The sequence below is a fragment of the Pseudomonas sp. VE 267-6A genome, assembly GCF_024126555.1.
Taxonomy (GTDB): domain Bacteria; phylum Pseudomonadota; class Gammaproteobacteria; order Pseudomonadales; family Pseudomonadaceae; genus Aquipseudomonas; species Aquipseudomonas palmensis.
Genome location: NZ_JAMYBY010000009.1, coordinates 85382 through 105328, shown reverse-complemented (window position 1 = coordinate 105328; position 19947 = coordinate 85382). Strand labels below are relative to the sequence as shown.

At 63.7% G+C, this 19947-nt stretch carries 19 protein-coding genes; 10 read left to right on the top strand and 9 right to left on the bottom strand.

Going from position 1 to position 19947, the window contains the following annotated elements:
* Positions 1 to 6: 6 nt before the first annotated feature.
* Entirely contained in the window at positions 7 to 2220 is a 2214-nt protein-coding gene (locus NJH59_RS12460; protein ID WP_253086843.1) for an LTA synthase family protein, read from the bottom strand.
* A 176-nt stretch (positions 2221 to 2396) separates the two neighbouring features.
* On the opposite strand from NJH59_RS12460, the gene hcnA reads away from it, so the two are divergent.
* From hcnA to hcnC, 3 genes are read left to right on the top strand one after another with little or no spacing between them, the layout of a single operon-like run.
* The gene (gene hcnA / locus NJH59_RS12455; protein WP_043861504.1) at positions 2397 to 2711 is read left to right on the top strand and encodes a cyanide-forming glycine dehydrogenase subunit HcnA; all 315 of its coding nucleotides are present in this window, start codon (positions 2397 to 2399) and stop codon (positions 2709 to 2711) included.
* Entirely contained in the window at positions 2708 to 4111 is a 1404-nt protein-coding gene (gene hcnB / locus NJH59_RS12450; protein ID WP_253086842.1) for a cyanide-forming glycine dehydrogenase subunit HcnB, read from the top strand. The genes hcnA and hcnB overlap by 4 nt, the downstream gene beginning before the upstream one ends.
* Entirely contained in the window at positions 4108 to 5352 is a 1245-nt protein-coding gene (hcnC, locus tag NJH59_RS12445) for a cyanide-forming glycine dehydrogenase subunit HcnC (protein ID WP_043861506.1), read from the top strand. Before hcnB ends, hcnC begins: the two co-directional genes overlap by 4 nt.
* A gap of 77 nt (positions 5353 to 5429) precedes the next feature.
* On the opposite strand, the gene lpdA is transcribed toward hcnC, so the two are convergent.
* Complete coding sequence (gene lpdA, locus NJH59_RS12440) at positions 5430 to 6830, bottom strand: dihydrolipoyl dehydrogenase (protein ID WP_043861507.1); 1401 nt, start codon at positions 6828 to 6830, stop codon at positions 5430 to 5432.
* 188 nt (positions 6831 to 7018) lie between these two features.
* Between lpdA and cfaB the strand changes: the two genes are divergently transcribed.
* Positions 7019 to 8203 carry a C17 cyclopropane fatty acid synthase CfaB gene (cfaB, locus tag NJH59_RS12435; protein WP_054916443.1) on the top strand — a complete coding sequence of 395 codons (1185 nt, stop codon included), beginning with the start codon at positions 7019 to 7021 and terminating at the stop codon, positions 8201 to 8203.
* Positions 8204 to 8212: 9 nt separating this feature from the next.
* Here the strand turns inward: cfaB and cls are convergent, their stop codons facing one another.
* The gene (gene cls / locus NJH59_RS12430) at positions 8213 to 9652 is read right to left on the bottom strand and encodes a cardiolipin synthase (RefSeq protein WP_043861509.1); all 1440 of its coding nucleotides are present in this window, start codon (positions 9650 to 9652) and stop codon (positions 8213 to 8215) included.
* Positions 9653 to 9780: 128 nt separating this feature from the next.
* Between cls and NJH59_RS12425 the strand changes: the two genes are divergently transcribed.
* Complete coding sequence (locus NJH59_RS12425) at positions 9781 to 10308, top strand: DUF3617 domain-containing protein (protein ID WP_043861510.1); 528 nt, start codon at positions 9781 to 9783, stop codon at positions 10306 to 10308.
* Here the strand turns inward: NJH59_RS12425 and folE2 are convergent, their stop codons facing one another.
* Positions 10309 to 11208: a GTP cyclohydrolase FolE2 gene (gene folE2, locus NJH59_RS12420; RefSeq protein WP_058541961.1), complete on the bottom strand. Its 900-nt coding sequence runs from the start codon at positions 11206 to 11208 to the stop codon at positions 10309 to 10311.
* 75 nt (positions 11209 to 11283) lie between these two features.
* Complete coding sequence (locus NJH59_RS12415; RefSeq protein ID WP_290445893.1) at positions 11284 to 11601, bottom strand: glutamine synthetase; 318 nt, start codon at positions 11599 to 11601, stop codon at positions 11284 to 11286.
* 153 nt (positions 11602 to 11754) lie between these two features.
* Here NJH59_RS12415 and zigA point away from each other — a divergent pair, with 153 nt between their 5' ends.
* The 3 genes from zigA to NJH59_RS12400 are packed head-to-tail and all read left to right on the top strand — an operon-like array spanning position 11755 to position 14567.
* On the top strand, positions 11755 to 12963 hold the full coding sequence (zigA, locus tag NJH59_RS12410; RefSeq protein WP_058541960.1) for a zinc metallochaperone GTPase ZigA: 1209 nt from the start codon (positions 11755 to 11757) through the stop codon (positions 12961 to 12963).
* The gene (locus tag NJH59_RS12405; RefSeq protein ID WP_043861514.1) at positions 12963 to 13562 is read left to right on the top strand and encodes a DUF1826 domain-containing protein; all 600 of its coding nucleotides are present in this window, start codon (positions 12963 to 12965) and stop codon (positions 13560 to 13562) included. Before zigA ends, NJH59_RS12405 begins: the two co-directional genes overlap by 1 nt.
* Before the next feature lie 42 nt (positions 13563 to 13604).
* Positions 13605 to 14567 carry a GTP-binding protein gene (locus NJH59_RS12400; protein WP_058542010.1) on the top strand — a complete coding sequence of 321 codons (963 nt, stop codon included), beginning with the start codon at positions 13605 to 13607 and terminating at the stop codon, positions 14565 to 14567.
* Positions 14568 to 14621: 54 nt separating this feature from the next.
* Here the strand turns inward: NJH59_RS12400 and NJH59_RS12395 are convergent, their stop codons facing one another.
* Positions 14622 to 15014 carry a DUF3301 domain-containing protein gene (locus NJH59_RS12395; protein WP_253086841.1) on the bottom strand — a complete coding sequence of 131 codons (393 nt, stop codon included), beginning with the start codon at positions 15012 to 15014 and terminating at the stop codon, positions 14622 to 14624.
* Between the two features lie 117 nt (positions 15015 to 15131).
* Between NJH59_RS12395 and pdxY the strand changes: the two genes are divergently transcribed.
* Positions 15132 to 16004, top strand: a complete 873-nt coding sequence (pdxY, locus tag NJH59_RS12390; protein WP_078481425.1) for a pyridoxal kinase PdxY — start codon at positions 15132 to 15134, stop codon at positions 16002 to 16004.
* On the opposite strand, the gene NJH59_RS12385 is transcribed toward pdxY, so the two are convergent.
* Positions 16001 to 16486, bottom strand: a complete 486-nt coding sequence (locus tag NJH59_RS12385; RefSeq protein WP_043861517.1) for an acyl-CoA thioesterase — start codon at positions 16484 to 16486, stop codon at positions 16001 to 16003. The genes pdxY and NJH59_RS12385 overlap by 4 nt on opposite strands.
* Positions 16487 to 16809: 323 nt before the next feature.
* Between NJH59_RS12385 and NJH59_RS12380 the strand changes: the two genes are divergently transcribed.
* On the top strand, positions 16810 to 18570 hold the full coding sequence (locus NJH59_RS12380; protein WP_054916449.1) for a cation:proton antiporter: 1761 nt from the start codon (positions 16810 to 16812) through the stop codon (positions 18568 to 18570).
* Here the strand turns inward: NJH59_RS12380 and NJH59_RS12375 are convergent.
* Together NJH59_RS12375 and NJH59_RS12370 are read right to left on the bottom strand one after the other, a co-directional pair.
* Positions 18567 to 19379 carry a hypothetical protein gene (locus NJH59_RS12375; protein ID WP_058541958.1) on the bottom strand — a complete coding sequence of 271 codons (813 nt, stop codon included), beginning with the start codon at positions 19377 to 19379 and terminating at the stop codon, positions 18567 to 18569. The genes NJH59_RS12380 and NJH59_RS12375 overlap by 4 nt on opposite strands.
* 157 nt (positions 19380 to 19536) lie before the next feature.
* Positions 19537 to 19944: an SMI1/KNR4 family protein gene (locus NJH59_RS12370; protein WP_014720555.1), complete on the bottom strand. Its 408-nt coding sequence runs from the start codon at positions 19942 to 19944 to the stop codon at positions 19537 to 19539.
* Positions 19945 to 19947: the final 3 nt, after the last annotated feature.

Genomic DNA, 19947 nt, shown 5'->3' with positions numbered 1-19947 from the left:
AGGGAATCAACTGGGTTTGCCGTTCAACCGCGCCAGCGTTTCATCCAGCTCATCAATCTGCCCCGGCGCTTCGGTCACCACACTGAAGTCGCTCACTTCGACCGCCCCCAACCCATGCCCCAACAGGTGGAACGAGAACGCCTTGCGCGACTCGTTGTTGTCGAACGTGAACTCCATTTCCAGCGGCTGATCCGGCGTGACCAGCATCTCCTCGGTAGGTAGCCCCACCAGCACCTCCTGCTCGAACTCCTTGGTCTTGAGCACGATATAGGCGTTCTGCTGCGGGTCGGCCGAACGTACCGTCAGGCGCACCCGGGTGTGCGAGCCCTTGGGCATCTCCAGGTACTGCGCGCCGATCAGGTTGTCGGCCCAGTCATCCTTGATCTGCGGCTGCAGCGGGATCACTGTCGCGCTGCCAAACTGGTAGTGCTGGTTCAGCGGTGAGCCCATCACTGATTGATCCAGTGCGCTGGCGCGCGCCTGCACCTGGCGTGCCCGCTGGCCACGGAAGCGATCTGTCAGGTTGGCGCGTTCGGCAATGAAGCCGGTACTGGCATACGACCGGCAGCGCTGCTGGAAATCGCATTCGGTGAAGGTGGCATTGCCATCGTGATAGCGCAGCTTGCCGTTGGTGAACGACATGATTTCACGCCCGTTGTCATAGTCGCGCAGCAGCGAACGCCCACTGAGGGCGTTGGGCACCGGGAAGCCGAAGTAGTCGAGCACCGATGCGGTCAGGTCGACGTGACCGTACACGCCGGATTTCACCTGTGGCAGTTGTGCCTGCTCGGGCGCCAGCATCAGGTTGAAGCCCCACGAAGACGCCAGGCGTACACCGTCGATGCCATGGGATTCGTCCGAGGTGATCACCACCAGGGTGTCCTTGAGTACCCCCTGACGTTCCAGCCCGGCAAGAAAGTTATCCACAGCGTCGTCGAGGTAGGCCACTGCCGCCTGCTTGGGCGTGGCGTAGCGTTCGAGGTACTCTGCCGGCGCGGAATAGGGCTGGTGGGTGCCCACGGTCAGCAGGGTGAGCATCCACGGTTCAGGCTGCTTCTGCAGTTGGCCGACATAGTCCAGCGCGCCTTCGAAAAACGCCTTGTCGTCCTTGCCCCACGGGAAGTCCAGGTAGTTGGGGTTCTTGAACCAGTCCAGGCCCAGGGTGGTATCGAAGCCGATGTGCGGCATGATCTTGTCCTTGGCCATGAAGCGCAGCCCGGCACCCTGCAGGTAGTGCGTGCTGAAGCCATGTTCGCGCAATTGCGCCGGCAGGCATTCCTGGTTGCGCTGGTTCTGCGTCAGCAACTCGACCCCCTTGGGGGTACCGTTGTCGAGCTTGTCGTAGTCGCCACACAGCATGGCGTAGAGGCCACGGATGGTCTGGTGGGTATGCAGCACGTAGTCGGGGGTGTTCATGCCGCGTTCGGCCCAGGCGCTCAGCTTGGGCATCAGGTGTTCCTGGTAGGCGGGGTTGAGGGTGCGTCGGTTGATGTCCAGGTAAGCCCCCGGGATGCCTTCCAGCGCGACCACCAGCACGTTGCGCGCGCTGCCGGGCGCGTCGAGCAGCGGCTTGCCGCTCAGGTCCAGGCGGGTCAGGCCGGCCATGGCCACGGGTGGGTCGACCACATCGGCCTCCAGCCAGTCTTCGATACGCGCCTGGCTTTCACCCACGCCTACCGCCAGCAATTGATGTGGCAGGTTGAACACCTGCCACTCGTCCGCTTCGGCAGGTTCCCAGGCCTGGGTACCGGCATGCACCAGCAGGCAGGTCACGGGCACCGCCCACAGGTGCCGCGGCAATGGCGCGACGGGTCTGGCCCGGGCCGCCCAGCGGGTCGCAAGCCACAACAGCAGGCCAAGCCCCAGGGCAATGGCGAAGCCAGGGTTGGCCAGGCTGCCACCGGCGGAGTTTTCCATGAACTGCACATCGGTGAGGTAGTGCAGGTCGGCCGGGGTCGGCAATCGGCCTACTGCGGCCACCAGCTCGGCACTGGCCAGGCTCAGCGCTCCCCACGCCAGCACCACGGGCACTGCCAGCCATACCGGACGACGGTACAGCAGAACGACCAGTGCTCCACCGAGGCCCACGTCGGACAGGTACCCCAGCGGATCGGCCCAGCCGTTCGCCACGCGCAGGCATACAGGAACCACCACCAGCAGCCCGAACAGGGCGGCGAGCGAAGCGCGAGGGTGCTGCAACCAGCGATAGATACGTTTCACGGGGGCGTTCGTCATCATGTCGTCATGTAAATGTGGTGATGGTACCAAGTGCAGTACATCTCCACAGCATTCCGGCAACAAGTCGAAACCCAGTTTTCTGGCCTGGATCAATGTCGAATGCGCCTCCATGGCTTACCGTGGTGGGTTCCTGCCACTCTTTTCAAGGATGAAACGCAATGCAGTCAATGGACCGCAATCATGATATTCAGCCCCTGTCGCGGGCAGACATGACCATCGAGCTCAACGGTCGGCCGGTACCGGCCGCGGCAGGCGAAAGCGTGCTCAACGTGCTGCACGCAGTGGGCCTGCGCCAGGTGGCACGCAACGACCATGGCCAGGTCACGGGTGCCTTCTGCGGCATGGGCGTGTGCCACTGCTGCCTGGTGTCGATCAACGGTCGCCCCAAGCGCCGCGCCTGCCAGACCATCGTCAAGCCGGGCATGCAGGTCGAAACCGGGGTCAACCGCTTCGACGTGGAGGGTGTCGAATGAGCCTGCGTCCGGTAATAGTCGGCGGCGGTTCGGCAGGCATGGCGGCTGCCATCGAACTGGCCCGGCATGGCGTCTCCAGCGTGCTGTTCGACGAAGCTTCGCGTCTGGGCGGGGTGGTCTATCGCGGCCCTTTGCGCAGCGGCGTCGACCTGGGCTACCTGGGCAAGCGTTATGCCAGCGCGCTGAAAACCCTGCACGAAGAGTTCGCCGATTGTGCCGAGCGCATCGACGTGCGCCTGGAAACCCGTGTGGTCGGGGGCGAAGGCGGCAACCGCCTGATGGTGCTGGACAGCGACGAGCAGCTGCACGAAGTGGAGTACAGCCACCTGGTACTGTCCGCCGGCTGCCACGAGCGCAACGTGCCGTTCCCCGGCTGGACCCTGCCCGGCGTGATGCTGCTGGGCGGTCTGCAGTTGCAGATCAAGAGCGGCGTGGTCAAGCCGCTGGGCACCACCGTCATCGCCGGCACCGGCCCGCTGCTGCCCCTGGTGGCATGCCAACTGCACGCGGCCGGGGTCAAGGTGGAAGGGGTGTACGAGGCATGTGCCTTCGGCAAGATCGCCAAGGAAAGCCTGGCTCTGCTGAACAAGCCGCAGCTGTTTCTCGACGGCCTGAGCATGCTCGGTTATCTGAAGCTCAACGGTATCCCCATGAACTACGGCTGGGGCGTGGTAGGTGCCAACGGCGAGGGCGAACTCACCGAAGTGCGCCTGGCCCCCTACAGTGACAACTGGCAGCCGGACATCAGCCGTGTGCAGCGCGTCTCGGCGCAGACCCTGGCCGTGGGCTACGGCTTCATTCCGCGCACCCAGCTCAGTCAGCAGATGGGCCTGGCCCACGGCTTCAACGAAGACGGCTACCTGCGCGCCGAAAGCAACGTGTGGCAACAGAGCAGCGAGCCGCACATTCACCTGGCCGGTGACATGGGCGGGATTCGCGGTGGCGAAGCCGCGATGCTCACCGGGCGCATCGCCGCCGTGTCGATCCTGCACCAGGCTCAGGTCATCACCCCCGAACAGGCGCTGGACCTGCGCGAGCGCTACCTGGGCAAGCTGGCCGCGATCAAGCGCTTTCGTGCCGGGGTAGACCGCTACACACTGCGCGGCACTGAGCAGATCACGCTGCCCGCACCCGACACCGTCATCTGCCGCTGCGAGCACGTCACCCGCAGCGACATCGACCGCGCCCTGGAGCAGGGTGTACAGGACATGGCCGGGCTGAAGATGCGGACCCGCGTGAGCATGGGCGATTGCCAGGGCCGCATGTGCGTGGGCTACTGCAACGATCGCCTGCGCCAGGCCACCGGGCGTGCCGATGTGGGCTGGCTGCGCCCGCGGTTCCCCATCGACCCGATCCCTTTCTCCGCATTCAAGAACCTCGGCACGGAAGCTGAAGCATGAACAGAACCTATGATGTGGTCATCGCCGGCGGCGGTGTGATCGGCGCTTCCTGCGCCTACCAGTTGTCCAAGCGTGGCAACCTCAGGATCGCGCTGATCGACGCCAAGCGCCCCGGCAACGCTACCCGCGCCTCGGCGGGCGGGTTGTGGGCGATCGGCGAATCGGTCGGCCTGGGCTGCGGGGTGATCTTCTTTCGCATGATGTCGCAAAAGCACAAGCGCGAAGCCAACGGCGCCGCCGTGGCGGTCGATTCCAGCACCCCGCACATCCTGCCGCAGTCGTTCTTCGACTTCGCGCTGCAATCCAATGCCTTGTACCCCGGCCTGCACCAGGAACTGATGGAGCGCCACGGCATGGACTTCAAGTTCGAGCGCACCGGCCTCAAGTACGTGATCTACGACGACGAGGACCGCCTGTACGCCGAGCATATCGTCGCGCAGATCCCGCACCTGGCCCACGAGGTTCGCTGGCTCGACCGCGATGCCCTGCGCAAGGCCGAGCCAGCCGTCAGCCACCATGCCCACGGCGCGCTGGAGTTCCTGTGCGATCACCAGGTCAGCCCGTTCCGTCTGGCCGATGCCTACACCGAAGGTGCGCGGCAGAACGGCGTCGACCTGTTCCTCAACACCAACGTCACCGGCGTGCTGCACCAGGGCGACCGGGTGGTGGGGGTCAAGACCGACGTGGAAGGCGAGTTTCATTGCCAGACCCTGATCAACGCCGGCGGCGCCTGGGCGGCAGAACTGAGCGAGATGGCCACCGGCCTGAGCATTCCGGTCAAGCCGGTCAAGGGCCAGATCCTGCTCACCGAGCGCATGCCCAAGCTGCTGCAAGGCTGCCTGACCACCGCCGATTGCTACATGGCGCAGAAGGACAACGGTGAGATCCTGATCGGCAGCACCACCGAAGACAAGGGCTTCGACGTCACCACCACCTATCCGGAAATCAACGGTCTGGTGCAGGGCGCGGTACGCTGCATTCCGGAGCTGGCGCAGATCAACCTCAAGCGCAGCTGGGCAGGACTGCGTCCCGGTTCGCCGGACGAGCTGCCGATTCTCGGCCCGGTGCAGAGCGTGAGTGGCTACCTCAATGCCTGTGGGCACTTTCGCACCGGCATCCTGACCTCGGCGATCACTGGCGTGCTGATCGACAAGGTGCTGCATGAGGAGGCACTGCCGCTGGACCTGACGCCGTTTCTCGCGGACCGCTTCGGTACTCAGCCCAAAGCCGCCCAGGCCTGACCCGGTGCGTGCCTGAACCTGCGGTGATGGTTGCCGTCGGTTCAGGCGCACGGATCAAGCGTGCAGGCTGACCGGGGTCAGATCTGCATGGCCATGCCTTCGACGTTCATCGCCGCCTGGCGCAAGGCCTCGGAGCGAGTCGGGTGCGGGTGGCAGGTGAGGGCGATGTCTTCGGCCGAGGCCGAGAACTCCATGGCCACGCAGTACTCACCGATCATCTCGCTGACGCACGGGCCAACCAGGTGCACGCCGAGTACCTCGTCGGTTTCTGCATCGGCCAGCACCTTGGCGAAGCCTTCGGTCTCGTGGTTGATCTTGGCCCGGCTGTTGGCCATGAACGGGAACTTGCCGACCTTGTAGGCGCGGCCTTCGGCCTTGAGCTGCTCTTCGGTCTTGCCCACGCTGGCCAGTTCGGGGCGGGTGTAGATCACCCCCGGGATCAGCCCGTAGTTCACTTCGTGGGCCTTGCCGTGGATGCGCTCGATGCAGGCGATGGCTTCGTCTTCGGCCTTGTGGGCGAGCATCGGGCCGCTGGTGACGTCGCCGATCACCCACACGCCCGGCACGCTGGTGCGATGGCCCTGGTTCTCGAGCATGCCGCGCTTGTCGGTCTGCAGGCCTACCGTTTCCAGGCCCAGGCCCTGGGTGTAGGGGCGACGGCCGATGGCGACCAGCACGTAGTCGGCCTGCAGGGTTTCGGCGGTGCCGCCGGCGGCCGGTTCGAGGGTCAGGCTGACACCGTCGGCCGACGGCGTGGCCTGGGTCACCTTGCTGCCCAGCTTGAAGCTCATGCCTTGCTTGGCCAATGCGCGCTGCAGGGTCTTGGCGGTTTCTTCGTCGGTGCCGGGGCAGATGCGGTCGAGGTATTCCACCACGGTGACCTGGCTACCGAGGCGGCGCCACACCGAGCCCAGCTCCAGCCCGATCACGCCCGCGCCGATCACCACCAGGTGTTTGGGCACCTGGGGCAGGGCGAGGGCGCCGGTGGAGTCGATGATGCGCTGGTTGTCGATGGTCACGCCGGGCAGCGGAGTCGGCTCGGACCCGGTGGCGATGACGATGTCCTTGGCCTGCAGTTCGGTCACGGCGCCCTGGTCATCGGTGACCTTGACCTTGCCCACGCCATCGAGCTGGCCCCAGCCCTTGATCCAGTCGACCTTGTTCTTGCGGAACAGGAACTCGATGCCCTTGGTCAGGCCCGCGACGCTCTCGTCCTTCTGTTTCATCATCTGCGCCAGGTTCAGGCTTGGCTTGACCTCGATACCGAGGTTGGCGAACTCGCTGCCGGCAGCCGCTTCGTAGAGTTCGGAGGCATGCAGCAGGGCCTTGGACGGCATGCAGCCAACGTTCAGGCAGGTGCCACCGAGGGTCGGGCGACCTTCGACACAGGCCACGCTCAGGCCCAGCTGGCCTGCGCGAATGGCAGCGTTGTAGCCGCCAGGGCCGCCGCCGATGATCACGACATCATAGGTTTTCATTGTTGTACTCCCGGATGAAGAATCGACAATGCAGCCAAGGTTAGGGGCCGATCTGGAGGTTGTATACAATTTATGCCACTACCTTTTTGCATCGGCCGGTCTACGACGATAGTCCGGCATGCCTCCCTGTTCTTGAGGATGGGCTACCCTTTTGTGCAGACGTCCGAAGATTACGGGAGGCTCATTTCATGCTTGCGCAACTTCCACCTGTTCTGCAAAGCCTGCGGTTGCCCTTGCGACTCAAGCTTTGGGATGGTCACGAATTCGATCTCGGCCCCCAGCCGCAGGTCACCATCGTGGTCAAGGATCCCCAGCTGATCGGCCAGTTGACCCACCCCAGCCTGGATGAGCTGGGCGCGGCGTTCGTCGAGGGCAAGCTGGAACTGGAGGGCACCATCGGCGAAGTCATCCGCGTGTGCGACGAGCTCAGTCAGGCGTTGCTCACGGACGAGGAAGAAGACCAGCCGGTGCGCAGCGAGCATGACAAGGCCACCGACGCGGCGGCCATTTCCTACCACTACGACCTGTCCAACGATTTCTACCAGCTGTGGCTGGACCGCGACATGGCGTATTCCTGCGCCTACTTCAAGACCCCCGGCGACACCCTTGAGCAGGCCCAGCAGAACAAGTTCGAGCACCTGTGCCGCAAGCTGCGGCTCAAGCAGGGCGACTACCTGCTGGACGTGGGCTGTGGCTGGGGCGGGTTGTCACGTTATGCCGCACGTGAGTTCGGCGCCAAGGTGTTCGGCATCACCCTGAGCAAGGAGCAGCTCAAGTTGGGGCGTGAACGGGTCAAGGCAGAAGGGCTTGAAGATCAGGTGGAACTGCAGATTCTCGACTACCGCGACCTGCCCCAGGACGGTCGCTTCGACAAGGTGGTGAGTGTCGGCATGTTCGAACACGTGGGGCATGCCAACCTGGCGTTGTACTGCCAGCGGTTGTTCGGCGCGGTGCGCGAAGGCGGCCTGGTGATGAACCACGGCATCACCGCCAAGCATGTGGACGGGCGCCCGGTGGGGCGCGGCGCGGGCAATTTCATCGAGCGCTATGTGTTCCCCCATGGCGAGCTGCCGCACCTGTCGATGATCAGTGCGCGTATCAGCGAAGCGGGGCTGGAAGTGGTCGACGTCGAGAGCCTGCGCCTGCATTACGCACGGACGCTGGCGCAGTGGAGCGATCGCCTCGAAAGCCAGCTGGACAAGGCCGCGAGCCTGGTGCCGGAAAAGGCCCTGCGCATCTGGCGGCTGTACCTGGCCGGTTGCTCCTATGCCTTTGCCAAGGGCTGGATCAACCTGCACCAGATTCTGGCAGTCAAGCCGTTCGCCGATGGTGGCCACGACCTGCCGCTGACCCGCGAGGACCTGTACCGCTGATAGTCGCGCTCAGAGGATCGGCGAGATCAGTCGGGCGATGCGCATCCCCAGTTGTTGCAGGCGGCGCGTCTGCTGGCTGTCCTCGGGGGTGATTTCCCGCGCTTGGTCGAAGTCGTGCTGGAGCATGGCTTCGACCTGCGCGGCAAAGGCAAGGTCTACGGTCAGCAGCATGATTTCGAAGTTCAGGCGGAACGAGCGGTTGTCCAGGTTGGCACTGCCGATGGCGCTGACTTCGTTGTCGACCAGCACCACCTTCTGGTGCAGAAACCCCGGCCCGTAGCGGAACATGCGCACCCCGGCCTGCACCGCCTCGAAGGCGAACAGGCTGGAGGCGGCGTACACGATACGGTGGTCAGGGCGCGAGGGAATCAGGATACGCACGTCGACGCCACGCAACACCGCCAGGCGCAGCGCGGCCGACACGGCCTCGTCGGGAATGAAGTACGGGCTGGTGATCCAGAGCCGCTCGCGCGCCGCGTGGATGGCGTCGACAAAAAACAGCGAACAGGTCTCCTGCGGATCGGCCGGCCCGCTGGCCAGTACCTGGCAAAGTACGCCGTTGTCGGGGTAGGTGTCGGGCAGGATCAGTGGCGGCAACTGGCGCGCCGCCCAGTACCAGTCTTCGGCAAAGGATTCCTGCAGGCAGGCCAGCACCGGGCCGCTGACCTGCACATGGGTGTCGCGCCAGGGCGATAGCCTGGGGTTGCCGCCCAGGTATTCGTCGCCTACGTTATGGCCCCCCATGAACCCCAGCATGCCGTCGACCACCACGATCTTGCGATGGTTGCGGAAGTTGACCTGGAAGCGGTTGAACCAGCCGCGGCGGGTGGCGAAGGCGCGGATGTTCACGCCGCCTTCGCGCAAGCTCTGTATATAGGCGGAGGGCAGGGCGTGACTGCCGACGCTGTCGAACAGCACGTAGATCTTCACCCCTTCCGCGGCCTTTCTCAGCAGCAGCGCCTTGAGTTCACGGCCGATGCCGTCGTCGTGGATGATGAAGAACTGGATCAGTACCGTGTCGTGGGCCGCTTCTATCGCCTTGAAGATCGCGTCGAAGGTGGCCTGCCCGTCGATCAGCAGGCTGACCTGGTTGTTGGCCAGGCACGGCATGCGCCCAAGCTTGGGCATGGCCCGCAGCGCCGCATACGATTCGGAGTTGCGCGCGGTCAGCGCCTCTTCCACCCAGGGGCGCCAGTTGAGGTCGGCCATGGCCACGTGCATTTCGCGGTTGGCCTGGCGGCGGGCCTGGATGTAGGCGTCGAAGGTGCGACTGCCGAACACCAGGTACGGAATCAGCGTGAAGTAGGGGATAAACAGCAGCGACATGGCCCAGGCAATTGCACCTTGGGCGGTGCGCACGGTGAACACGGCATGCAGGGCGGCAATCACGCCCAGCAGGTGAATCACACCGATGAGGTAACCGAAGAAGTAAGGGCTGTGGTAATCCATACACATTCTGCTATCCGAGGGCACTGCCCGCTAACAGAGCACGTTCGCGCCTGCACTTGCAACTGAAAGCACGAAAACGCGTCTAAGCTGTGTTCCGGCTTGGGGCCGGATTCTGAAGGAGTCACTACATGAAAAGTCGTCTGCCGATGCTGGCACTGGTACTGGGCCTGGCGAGCCCGTTGGTGCATGCGCAGATGTTGCAACCGGGCCTGTGGGAGTTGACCAGCAGCAACATGCAGGTCGATGGCAAGCCACTGCCCGACATGGAATTCATGCTCGGCCAGTTGAAGAACCTGCCGCCCGAGCAGCGCGCAATGATCGAGGGTGGCCTGGCCAAGCAAGGCATCAGCGTCGGGGGCAAAGGGGTGCGTTCGTGCCTGACCCAGGAGCAGGTTCAGACCAACGACATTCCGCTGCAAGACCCGCAGTCGGGGTGCACGCAGAAGATCACCGAGCGCAACGGCAATGTGTGGAAGTTCACCTTCAGTTGCCCCAAGGCTCAAGGCAACGGTGAAGCGCAGTTTCTCAGCGATCGGGAATTTCTGACCAAGGTCAGCGGCACGTTCAATGCGTCCGGTGTTGAGCAAAAGGGCAGCATGAACACCCGTGCGGTGTGGCTGGGCAACGATTGCGGCACGGTCAAGCCGCGCACCTGATCAGCGCGGGTGCCACTGCCATTGGCTTTGCGCGACAGCGTCGTGGGCATGCAGGCTTTCGGCATGTTCCACACGCAGCTTGAAGCCGTCGATCCACGGCAGCGGTTGCAGGGCCAGATGCAGGCGCCTCGCGGCGTCTTCGCAGAACATCAGGTTCTGCCCGTTGGCCAGCGCAAACGCCTGTTCGTCGGCTCGTTTCACGGCTGTCTGCACAGCAGTGCCGAGAGCTGCCTCGGCCAGGTCGATCAGCTGTCGAAAGGGCATTTGCTCCTCGCCTGGGGCCAGGCGCAGGTGCAGATGGGCCGTGCTGCGTTGGCTGTGTGGTGTTGCGACGATGCCTTGGGCGGTGCCGAGCCAATGCAGGATGGCAGCATGATCGAGGTTGCTGCGGTTGGCGAAATCATCGACGAACTGCTGCTGAATCAATTGGCGGGCGAGCGCGGCGGAGCATGGGCAGGTCGAGGAATACTCGACTTGTGCGTTTAGTTCCACGTGGAACACTCCGTTTTCCAAACGTGCGTCCACACTCACCGGGTAAGCCTTCCAGCCTGCCAGCGGGCTGACCAGCGCAGGCCGCTTGAGCAACAATTCAAAGCCCAGACGCAGGTAAGCGGTGGTAGAGAGGCCCTGATGGCTGTCGATAAACCGTTCCAGGACCTGGCGCACCAACCCTACTGAAAACGCCGCGTGCTCGAATGCCTCCAACGCGAGGTACAGGCGCGACATGTGAATCCCCCGCGAGGCTCCATCATCCAGGCTGACGCCGGCATCGGCGCTGGCGCGTACCTGCACGCCGTCGAGTGTGATCGGCAGTGCGATGCCGCACATGCCAACCCATTCCAGAGGCATGGATTGCTGGCTGGCCTGAGCGGCGATATCGGGAAGGGTCAGGGCGTTCATGCTGAAACCATCGCTGAATTAAAAACCGATACGTTACACTATAACGATTCATTCATCATAGCTTTTTCCGAGTCCTCACTCGCAGCCCCCAAGGCGATTGCAACGCAGGCTGAAGCGTTGGCCGCTGGAGCTGGACACCCGGTTCTGCGTGGTCCAACCCACCCGGCGGCTATAGCCGACCCAGGCTTCGCCGTCGCTGGCCAGGCCCGTGTAGAAGGTCAGCGGCCCATAGAGGCTGTTGGTTTGCACCCAGCGTCGCTGCCCCAACACCTCAACGCCGCGCACGTACTGGGTGTTGCCCTGGCTGTGCACGCTGTACACATTGCCGTCGCGATCTTGGCAGGCCAGCAGGTTGGCGCTGCGCGTGCATTGGGCAGGCTCACTGCGCGGCATCGCGGCGTGAACCGTCGCGACAGGAATTAGCAGGAGCGAAAGCAGTACGAAGGTTTTCATCCAATCTCCGATTGGCTAAATTGCATTGTTATAATATAACATTGAAAAAGGCATCCTTCGAATGCCCCGACGCCCTGATGAGGTATTTGCGCCATGACCGACCGTCTCCCCGTTACTGTGCTGTCCGGCTTTCTAGGTGCCGGCAAGAGCACCCTGCTCAACCATGTGCTGCGTAACCGCGACAACCTGCGGGTGGCGGTGATCGTCAACGACATGAGTGAAATCAATATCGACGCCAGCGAAGTGCAGCGCAACGTCAGCCTCAATCGTGCAGAAGAAAAACTGGTCGAGATGAGCAATGGCTGCATCTGCTGTACCCTGCGCGAAGATCTGCTCGAAGAGGTCGCGCGGCTTGCCCGCGAGGGGCGTTTCGATTACCTGTTGATCGAGTCCACCGGCATATCCGAGCCGCTACCGGTAGCCGAAACCTTTACCTTCCGTGATGAACAAGGCCGCAGCCTGGCCGACCAGGCGCGGCTGGACACCATGGTCACGGTGGTCGACGGGCTGAATTTCCTGAGTGACTACCAGGCCGCCGACAGCCTGGCTTCGCGCGGCGAGACCCTGGGCGAGGGCGATGAACGTTCCATCAGCGACCTGCTGATCGAGCAGGTCGAGTTCGCCGATGTGATCCTGTTGAGCAAGATCGACCTGATCGGCAGCGATGAGCGCGAAGAACTCTGCGCCATTCTGCGCTCGCTCAATGCCCACGCCCAGATCGTGCCGATGGTGATGGGGCAGGTGCCATTGGCGCAGATTCTCGATACCGGCCTGTTCGACTTCGAGCGTGCTGCCCAGGCGCCGGGCTGGCTGCAGGAACTGCGCGGTACGCATGTGCCGGAAACCCAGGAGTACGGCATTGCCGCCACCACCTGGCAGGCCCGCCGCCCCTTGCACCCACAGCGTTTTTTCGACTTTATCCACAGGCCCTGGAGCAACGGCCGCCTGTTGCGTTCCAAGGGCTTTTTCTGGCTGGCCAGCAAGCACCAGGAAGCCGGCAGCTGGTCCCAGGCCGGCGGCATGATGCGCCACGGCTTCGCCGGTCGCTGGTGGCGTTTCGTACCACGCGGGCAATGGCCCCAGGACCCGCAGGACGCGGCGGCGATCCTCAAGCACTGGACGGCCGAATGCGGCGATTGCCGACAGGAGCTGGTGTTCATCGGGCAGCACATCGACTTTGCGCAACTGGATGCCGAGCTGGGCGCCTGCCTGCTGAGCGATGAAGAAATGGCATTGGGCGCCGAGGGCTGGCAACGCCTGCCCGACCCGTTTGGCGACTGGCACGACGAAGAGGCGGCCTGATGCTGGCCCTGAAACGCCGTGGCAGCGCCCGGCAAACAGTCGGCGAATCGCCCCAGGTGCTGACCGAGGTGCTGCAGGATGGCGTCAATCTGGCCGTGTGGCAGCGCCAGTTGCCGGTGCATGTGGCCGATTTTGCCCAGGTGCTGTTGTCCCTTGGGCAGCCGCTGGCCGAGTCCCTGACCCTGGAGTTGCAGCCAGATGACGACGCACCCGCCCTGCGCGGGTTGGCGGCAGCGTATGCCGATCTGCAGGGGTATGAGGGGTTCATCTGCGATGTGCGCTGGCTGGTGGGCGCCTACGCCTGCCTGCTCGACGCGCGTCGGGTGGGCCTGCGCCTGCGCGCACTGGAGGGCGCAATGTGCCCGCGTTTTCACGTCGACCACGTGCCGGCGCGGCTGATCTGTACCTATGCGGGCCCCGGCAGTGAATGGCTGACGGCGCCCGATGCGGTGCAGGTGGAGCAGTTGTCGACCGGTGATGTGGCCGTGCTCAAGGGCGAGAGGTGGCTGGGCAATGAGGGGCAGGGGCTGGTGCACCGTTCGCCGGCGGTACCTGCGGGGCAGCGCCGCCTTATGCTGACGCTTGACTGGATGGCCTGAGCGCGCAGCATAGTGCGTATCCTTCCTGACGAATCGATGCGCATGCTGCAGAACATACCCACCCACCTGATCGGCGGCCCCCTGGGCGCCGGCAAGACCAGCCTGATCCGGCACCTGCTGGCCCAGCGCCCGGCCCACGAGCGGTGGGCGGTGCTGATCAACGAGTTCGGCCAGATCGGCCTGGATGCCGCCTTGCTCGCCACCGACGATGATGGCGTGGCGATGGGCGAAGTGGCGGGCGGATGCCTGTGCTGCGTGAATGGTGCACCGTTCCAGGTGGGCCTGGGGCGCTTGTTGCGCAAGGCGCGCCCTCATCGACTGTTCATCGAGCCTTCGGGGCTGGGTCATCCTGCCCAGTTGCTGGCCCAGCTGGGCGAAGCACCCTGGCAAGGCGTGCTGGCGGTTCAGCCGTCGGTGCTGGTACTGGACGCCCAGGCATTGGCGGCAGGCCAGGTATTACCCCAGCCGCAGGCGCAGGCACTGCACGGTGCGGGGCTGCTGGTGCTCAACAAATCTGAAGGCTTGGCGGCCGCCACGCGCCTGTGGATAAGCCAGGGCTTGCCTGATGTACCCCAGCTTTGGACGGACCATGGGCAGATTGCGCTGAACAGCCTGCCGGGCGTTGGTGTGCATCCGTTGCCGGTGGATAACTTCAAGTTGCCGGAGGCCAAGCCGTTGCCGGCGGCGCTGTGGATAAACCCGCTGACGCCGATCTGTCTTTATCAACAGCTGGAGCAGGGCTGGAGCATTGGCTGGCGCTGGCACCCGAGCCAGCAGTTGCACCCGCAGCGTTTGCAGCAATGGCTTGCAGGCCTTGGGTGGCGCAGGGCCAAACTGGTTATCCACAGCCCGGAGGGTTGGCAGTCGGCCAATGCGCTGGAGGGGCAGGCGCTGCACTGGCAGGCCAGCGAGTGGCGGCGCGACTCGCGTATCGAGCTGATTTTTGCACAGCCGCAGGCAGTGGCGGCCTTGGAGCAGGGGATGCAGGAATGCCGGATTCCCTGAAGACAGGGCCGGCCTTTTTGCAGGCAAGGCTGGCCCCGGTAGACGGAGGGAACGTCACTGGCGCCAGCGATTGTGCTCCTGGCGCCACTGGTTCATCTCGATCACGTTGCCGCCCTGCACCGGCGGCTTGATCTCGAACGGGTAGGGTGCCAGTTCGATCTGCATCGTATGCGCGCCAAACTGCGTCACCGTACCGGGGTGACGATGTTCGCCTGTCACTGTGAATTCGAAGTTGTACACACGGGCCAGGCGCTTGCGCCCGTTGGCATCGCGCACAAAACCGATGCGCTTGAGCGCCACGTTGCCATCCAGCAGTTCCAGGTCGAGCTTGGCGCAATGCTGCTTGACCCGTTCCAGTGCCTTTTCGCGCAGGCCGTGGTTATGCCACAGCCAGGTGCCTGCGGTGGCCAGCAGCATCAGCACCAGAAGGTTTTCGAGGGTTAACATCTACGTTCGCTCCAACCAGATAGGCTCAGCTTAACTGCCACCCCGGTCTGTCGTACAGGTGGCATTTGGCGCCATACTGCGCGCCTTGTTTTTCATTCGATCGTTTGGAAGCCCTGCATGAAACGTACACCGCATCTGCTCGCCATCCAGTCACACGTGGTATTCGGCCACGCCGGCAACAGCGCCGCGGTGTTTCCGATGCAACGGGTGGGGGTCAATGTCTGGCCGCTGAACACCGTTCAGTTCTCCAACCATACTCAGTATGGCCAGTGGACCGGCGAAGTGCTTGCGCCAGAGCAAATTCCGGCGCTGGTGGACGGGATTGCGACGATCGGCGAGCTGGGCAACTGTGATGCGGTGCTTTCCGGCTACCTCGGCAGCGCCGCCCAGGGCCGTGCGATTCTTACTGGGGTGGCGCGGATCAAGGCGGTCAACCCGAACGCCCTGTACCTGTGCGACCCTGTCATGGGGCATCCGGAAAAAGGCTGCATCGTACCCGCCGAGGTCAGTGACTTCCTGCTCGATGAAGCGGTGGCGGTGGCGGATGTGCTGTGCCCCAATCAGTTGGAGCTCGACAGCTTCTGCGGGCGTCGGGCCGAGTCGCTGGAGGACTGCGTGGCCATGGCGCGCAGCCTGCTCGCCCGCGGGCCCAAGGCTGTGCTGGTCAAGCACCTGGCATACCCGGGACGCAAGGCCGAAGACTTCGAGATGCTGCTGGTGACTGCCGAAGGCAGTTGGCACCTGCAACGACCGCTGCTGGCCTTTGCGCGGCAGCCGGTGGGGGTCGGCGACCTGACCTCCGGCCTGTTCCTGGCGCGGGTGCTGCTGGGTGACAGCTGGGTGGCGGCTTTCGAATTCACTGCCGCGGCCGTGCACGAGGTGCTGCTGGAAACCCAGGCTTGCACCAGCTACGAGCTGGAGCTGGTGCGTGCTCAGGACCGCATCATGCACCCGCGGGTGCGCTTCGAGGCGCGGCGACTGTCGCTCTAGAAGGCGTCGCCCTTGAGTTCCTGGTAGCGCTTTTCGAGTTCCTGGCGAATCAGGCGGCGCTGCTTGCCTTGCACGAAGCGGCGCTTTTCCTCGCTGGTCTCTGGCTGGCGTGGCGGCACGGCGACCGGCTTGCGATCGTCGTCCACCGCGACCATGGTGAAGAAGCAGCTGTTGCTGTGGCGCACCGAACGCTCGCGGATATTTTCGGTGACGACCTTGATCCCGACCTCCATCGAGGTGTTGCCGGTGTAGTTCACCGACGCCAGGAAGGTCACCAGTTCGCCCACGTGTACCGGCTCGCGAAAGACCACCTGATCCACCGACAACGTCACCACATAACGGCCCGCGTAGCGGCTGGCGCAGGCATAGGCGACTTCATCGAGGTACTTGAGCAGGGTGCCGCCGTGTACGTTGCCAGAAAAGTTGGCCATGTCCGGGGTCATCAGGACGGTCATCGACAGCTGGGCGTTTCCAGGTTCCATAGTGTGCTCACGGTAAGGTTGCGCTGAGGCGGGGTGGCGAGTGGTCATCACGCTTCTTTTCCCCAATTTCGAATCCCATGAAAACGGGACGCTGACAGCGCCGTTGCCGTCACGCCGTTCGTGCCATCTTTGGCGTGTTACCGGTCTATCTGTTTCTTGATATTACACCGCCTTTTCGTTGCAGGCGCCGGTGTTAACCTGACCAAGCCCATGCAATGTGGTGCCTGGCGTCATTTGACAGACTAATTCCCCCGCCGCTCCACGACAGGCATGTCATCGAGCGGCGGGCTTGTTCTTCGGTTCGAAGTAAGGAGCTCCACGCCGTGCATGCCATCAGCTTTATTCAGGATCTGGCGGTGATCATGCTGGTTGCCGGTGTGGTCACCATCCTGTTTCACCGTTTCAAGCAGCCGGTGGTACTCGGCTATATCGTCGCCGGCTTCATCATCGGCCCGCACACCCCGCCATTCGGCCTCATCCACGACGAAGACACGATCAAGACGCTGGCCGAACTCGGGGTGATCTTCCTGATGTTCTGCCTGGGGCTGGAGTTCAGCCTGCGCAAGCTGTTCAAGGTGGGGGCCACGGCGTTCATTGCGGCCTTCCTCGAAATCGTGCTGATGATCTGGATCGGCTTCGAGATCGGCCGCTGGTTCGGCTGGAACACCATGGACTCGCTGTTCCTGGGCGCAATCCTGGCAATTTCTTCCACCACCATCATCGTCAAGGCGCTCAACGACCTGAAGATGAAGAACGAGCGCTTCGCCCAGCTGATCTTCGGTGTGCTGATCGTCGAGGACATCCTCGGTATCGGCATCATTGCCCTGCTGTCGGGCATTGCGGTCAGCGGCGCGGTCAGTTCCGGCGAGGTGTTCTCCACCGTCGGCAAGCTCTCGCTGTTCATGATCGTGGCGCTGGTCATCGGCATACTGCTGGTACCGCGGGTACTGGCCTACGTGGCCAGGTTCGAAAGCAACGAGATGCTGCTGATTACCGTGTTGGGCCTGTGCTTCGGCTTCTGCCTGCTGGTGGTCAAGCTCGAGTACAGCATGGTGCTGGGCGCGTTCCTGATCGGGGCGATCATGGCCGAATCGCGCCAGTTGCTGAAGATCGAGCAGTTGATCGAGCCGGTTCGCGACCTGTTCAGTGCCATCTTCTTCGTCGCCATCGGCCTGATGATCGACCTGAGCGTGCTCATCGAGTACATCTGGCCGATCGTGGTCATCACTGTAGCGGTGGTCCTGGGCAAGATGCTCTCGTGCGGCATGGGCGCCTTCATCGCCGGCAACGACGGTCGCACCTCGTTGCGGGTGGGCATGGGGCTTTCGCAGATCGGCGAATTCTCCTTCATCATCGCTGCGCTGGGCATGACCCTGCAGGTCACCAGCGACTTCCTTTACCCGGTGGCGGTGGCGGTGTCGGCCATTACCACCTTGCTCACGCCCTACCTGATTCGCGCCGCCGACCCGCTGTCGCTCAAGCTTGCCAGTGTGGTACCCAAGCGCCTGTCGCGGGTGTTGTCGCTGTACGGCGAATGGCTGCGCAGCATCCAGCCGCAAGGCGAGGGCGCGATGGTGGCGGCGATGATCCGGCGCATCCTGCTGCAGGTGGGGGTCAACCTGGCGCTGGTGGTGGCGATCTTCTTCAGTGGAGGTTACTTCGCGGCACGCATCGGCGAGTACCTGAGCGAATGGTTGCCCGACCTGGCCCAGCAGAAAGCGCTGATCTGGGGCGCGGCGTTGCTGCTGTCATTGCCGTTCCTGATTGCCGCGTATCGCAAGCTCAAGGCGCTGTCGATGCTGCTGGCCGAAATGGGGGTCAAGCCGGAAATGGCCGGGCGCCATACCCAGCGCGTGCGCCGGGTGATCGCCGAGGTGATCCCGCTGCTGTCGCTGCTGGTGATCTTTCTGCTGCTGTCGGCGCTGTCGGCGAGCATCCTGCCCACCAGCGAGCTGCTGTTGCTGATCGCGGTGGTGGCGGCCGGTGTGGTGGCGTTGCTGTGGCGCTGGTTCATCCGGGTGCACACGCGCATGCAGATCGCACTGCTCGAAACCCTCGACAATCAGAAGGAACATCACCCCTAGGGTTTGCAGCGCAGCGGCTGGTCCCGCCATTGGGCCCAGGCCTGTGTCCAGCCTTCGGCGTGGCTCACACCGGGCAACGCAACCTGCTGCATGCAGCGGGCACTGCCTAGTTCCACGCGGTAGTGCTCGAACAGCGAGGCCGGCACGCTGCGGTCCTGCAGGCCGAGAAGGTGGCGCTGCGGCAGGTCGCGCAGGCGCTGGCGATAGTCCAGCGGCTCCAGTGAGCCCGCCAGCGGCGTCAGTTGCAGGGTCTGTGCCCAGTACCGCGGGCTGAGGTTGCCGGCCAGGGTCTGTACCTGGGTAACGTCGCTTCGCCGGGCGGCCAGCAGCAAGGCCAGCGCACCCCCGCCGGAATAGCCGATCAGCTCGAACTCCTGGTTGCCATAGCGTTGCTTGATGCCGCTCAGGGCTTGGTCCAGGCTATCGAGCACTGCCTTGCCAAAGCGCTGGTCGGTCCACATCGCTGCGCGGCAGCCAGGCGCACTGACGAACTGGCAAGGGCGCGCCAGGTACAGGCTGGGCTGTGGGTCTTCCAGGGCCAGTCGCGCCAGCAACAGGTTGCGCGGGCTGGGGTCCAGGCTGGGTTGGCTGGAGGTGGCCCAGGCGCGTCCGTCACCTTCCAGATAGACACGCAGGCGCAGGGCGCCTGGCGCCTTGAGCGGAACGCTCAGCGCCAGCGGGAAGGGCTGGGTAGGCTGGATCTCGACACGATGGCCATGGGCCTGGCTGAGGGTCTGCAACTGTGTCAGCGGCGCCTGGCAGCCGCTCGCCAGCAGCAGGGCGAGCAGTGTGAACAGTCTGGAGTACATCGACAGGGCCCCGGCATGTGAAGGTGCATTCCTGTGCGCGCGGGTCGTATGTCCGAGGGGATGGAGCGGTAGCAACACCGCCGCGCACAGGAAGGCGCGGCGATTCTACGAAGATTGATAGCTCAGAGCCATCATTTTTGTCCGACAAACTGACGGATCAGCTTTCCAGCCACACGTCGCGCGCCCAGTGCCATACCGATTCCCAGGTTTCTTCGGTCACCAGCTCTTCTTCGGCCGACCACAGCACCACGGTGCCGTCTTCCTCGACGCAGTAGTAATCGTCACCATCCTGGCAGATCGGAATCAGCGAACGGTCCACGCCGGCATCCCAGGCATTGGCCGCCACGTCAGGCAGGTAGGTATGCGATTGCGGGTCGGTGACGGTCACCGGCTCCAGGCTGCCGTACACCACATCGCTGACGGTCAGCAGGAACTCCCTGAAAACGAACGGGATATCGATGAACAGCTGTTCTTCAATCTCGACCAGCAGGTCTTCGTCGGGCAACTCAAGCGGTACGGGTACCGGTTCGTTGGCTTCACGCAGTTGCTCGATGATTTCTTCCACGGG

Bases quoted from the DNA above. Each gene is read 5' to 3' on its own strand.
- hcnA (WP_043861504.1), top strand. From the start codon at position 2,397: ATGCAGTCAATGGACCGCAATCATGATATTCAGCCCCTGTCGCGGGCA.
- hcnB (WP_253086842.1), top strand. From the start codon at position 2,708: ATGAGCCTGCGTCCGGTAATAGTCGGCGGCGGTTCGGCAGGCATGGCG.
- hcnC (WP_043861506.1), top strand. From the start codon at position 4,108: ATGAACAGAACCTATGATGTGGTCATCGCCGGCGGCGGTGTGATCGGC.
- lpdA (WP_043861507.1), bottom strand. From the start codon at position 6,830: ATGAAAACCTATGATGTCGTGATCATCGGCGGCGGCCCTGGCGGCTAC.
- cfaB (WP_054916443.1), top strand. From the start codon at position 7,019: ATGCTTGCGCAACTTCCACCTGTTCTGCAAAGCCTGCGGTTGCCCTTG.
- cls (WP_043861509.1), bottom strand. From the start codon at position 9,652: ATGGATTACCACAGCCCTTACTTCTTCGGTTACCTCATCGGTGTGATT.
- NJH59_RS12425 (WP_043861510.1), top strand. From the start codon at position 9,781: ATGAAAAGTCGTCTGCCGATGCTGGCACTGGTACTGGGCCTGGCGAGC.
- folE2 (WP_058541961.1), bottom strand. From the start codon at position 11,208: ATGAACGCCCTGACCCTTCCCGATATCGCCGCTCAGGCCAGCCAGCAA.
- NJH59_RS12415 (WP_290445893.1), bottom strand. From the start codon at position 11,601: ATGCCGCGCAGTGAGCCTGCCCAATGCACGCGCAGCGCCAACCTGCTG.
- zigA (WP_058541960.1), top strand. From the start codon at position 11,755: ATGACCGACCGTCTCCCCGTTACTGTGCTGTCCGGCTTTCTAGGTGCC.
- NJH59_RS12405 (WP_043861514.1), top strand. From the start codon at position 12,963: ATGCTGGCCCTGAAACGCCGTGGCAGCGCCCGGCAAACAGTCGGCGAA.
- NJH59_RS12400 (WP_058542010.1), top strand. From the start codon at position 13,605: ATGCTGCAGAACATACCCACCCACCTGATCGGCGGCCCCCTGGGCGCC.
- NJH59_RS12395 (WP_253086841.1), bottom strand. From the start codon at position 15,014: ATGTTAACCCTCGAAAACCTTCTGGTGCTGATGCTGCTGGCCACCGCA.
- pdxY (WP_078481425.1), top strand. From the start codon at position 15,132: ATGAAACGTACACCGCATCTGCTCGCCATCCAGTCACACGTGGTATTC.
- NJH59_RS12385 (WP_043861517.1), bottom strand. From the start codon at position 16,486: ATGGAACCTGGAAACGCCCAGCTGTCGATGACCGTCCTGATGACCCCG.
- NJH59_RS12375 (WP_058541958.1), bottom strand. From the start codon at position 19,379: ATGTACTCCAGACTGTTCACACTGCTCGCCCTGCTGCTGGCGAGCGGC.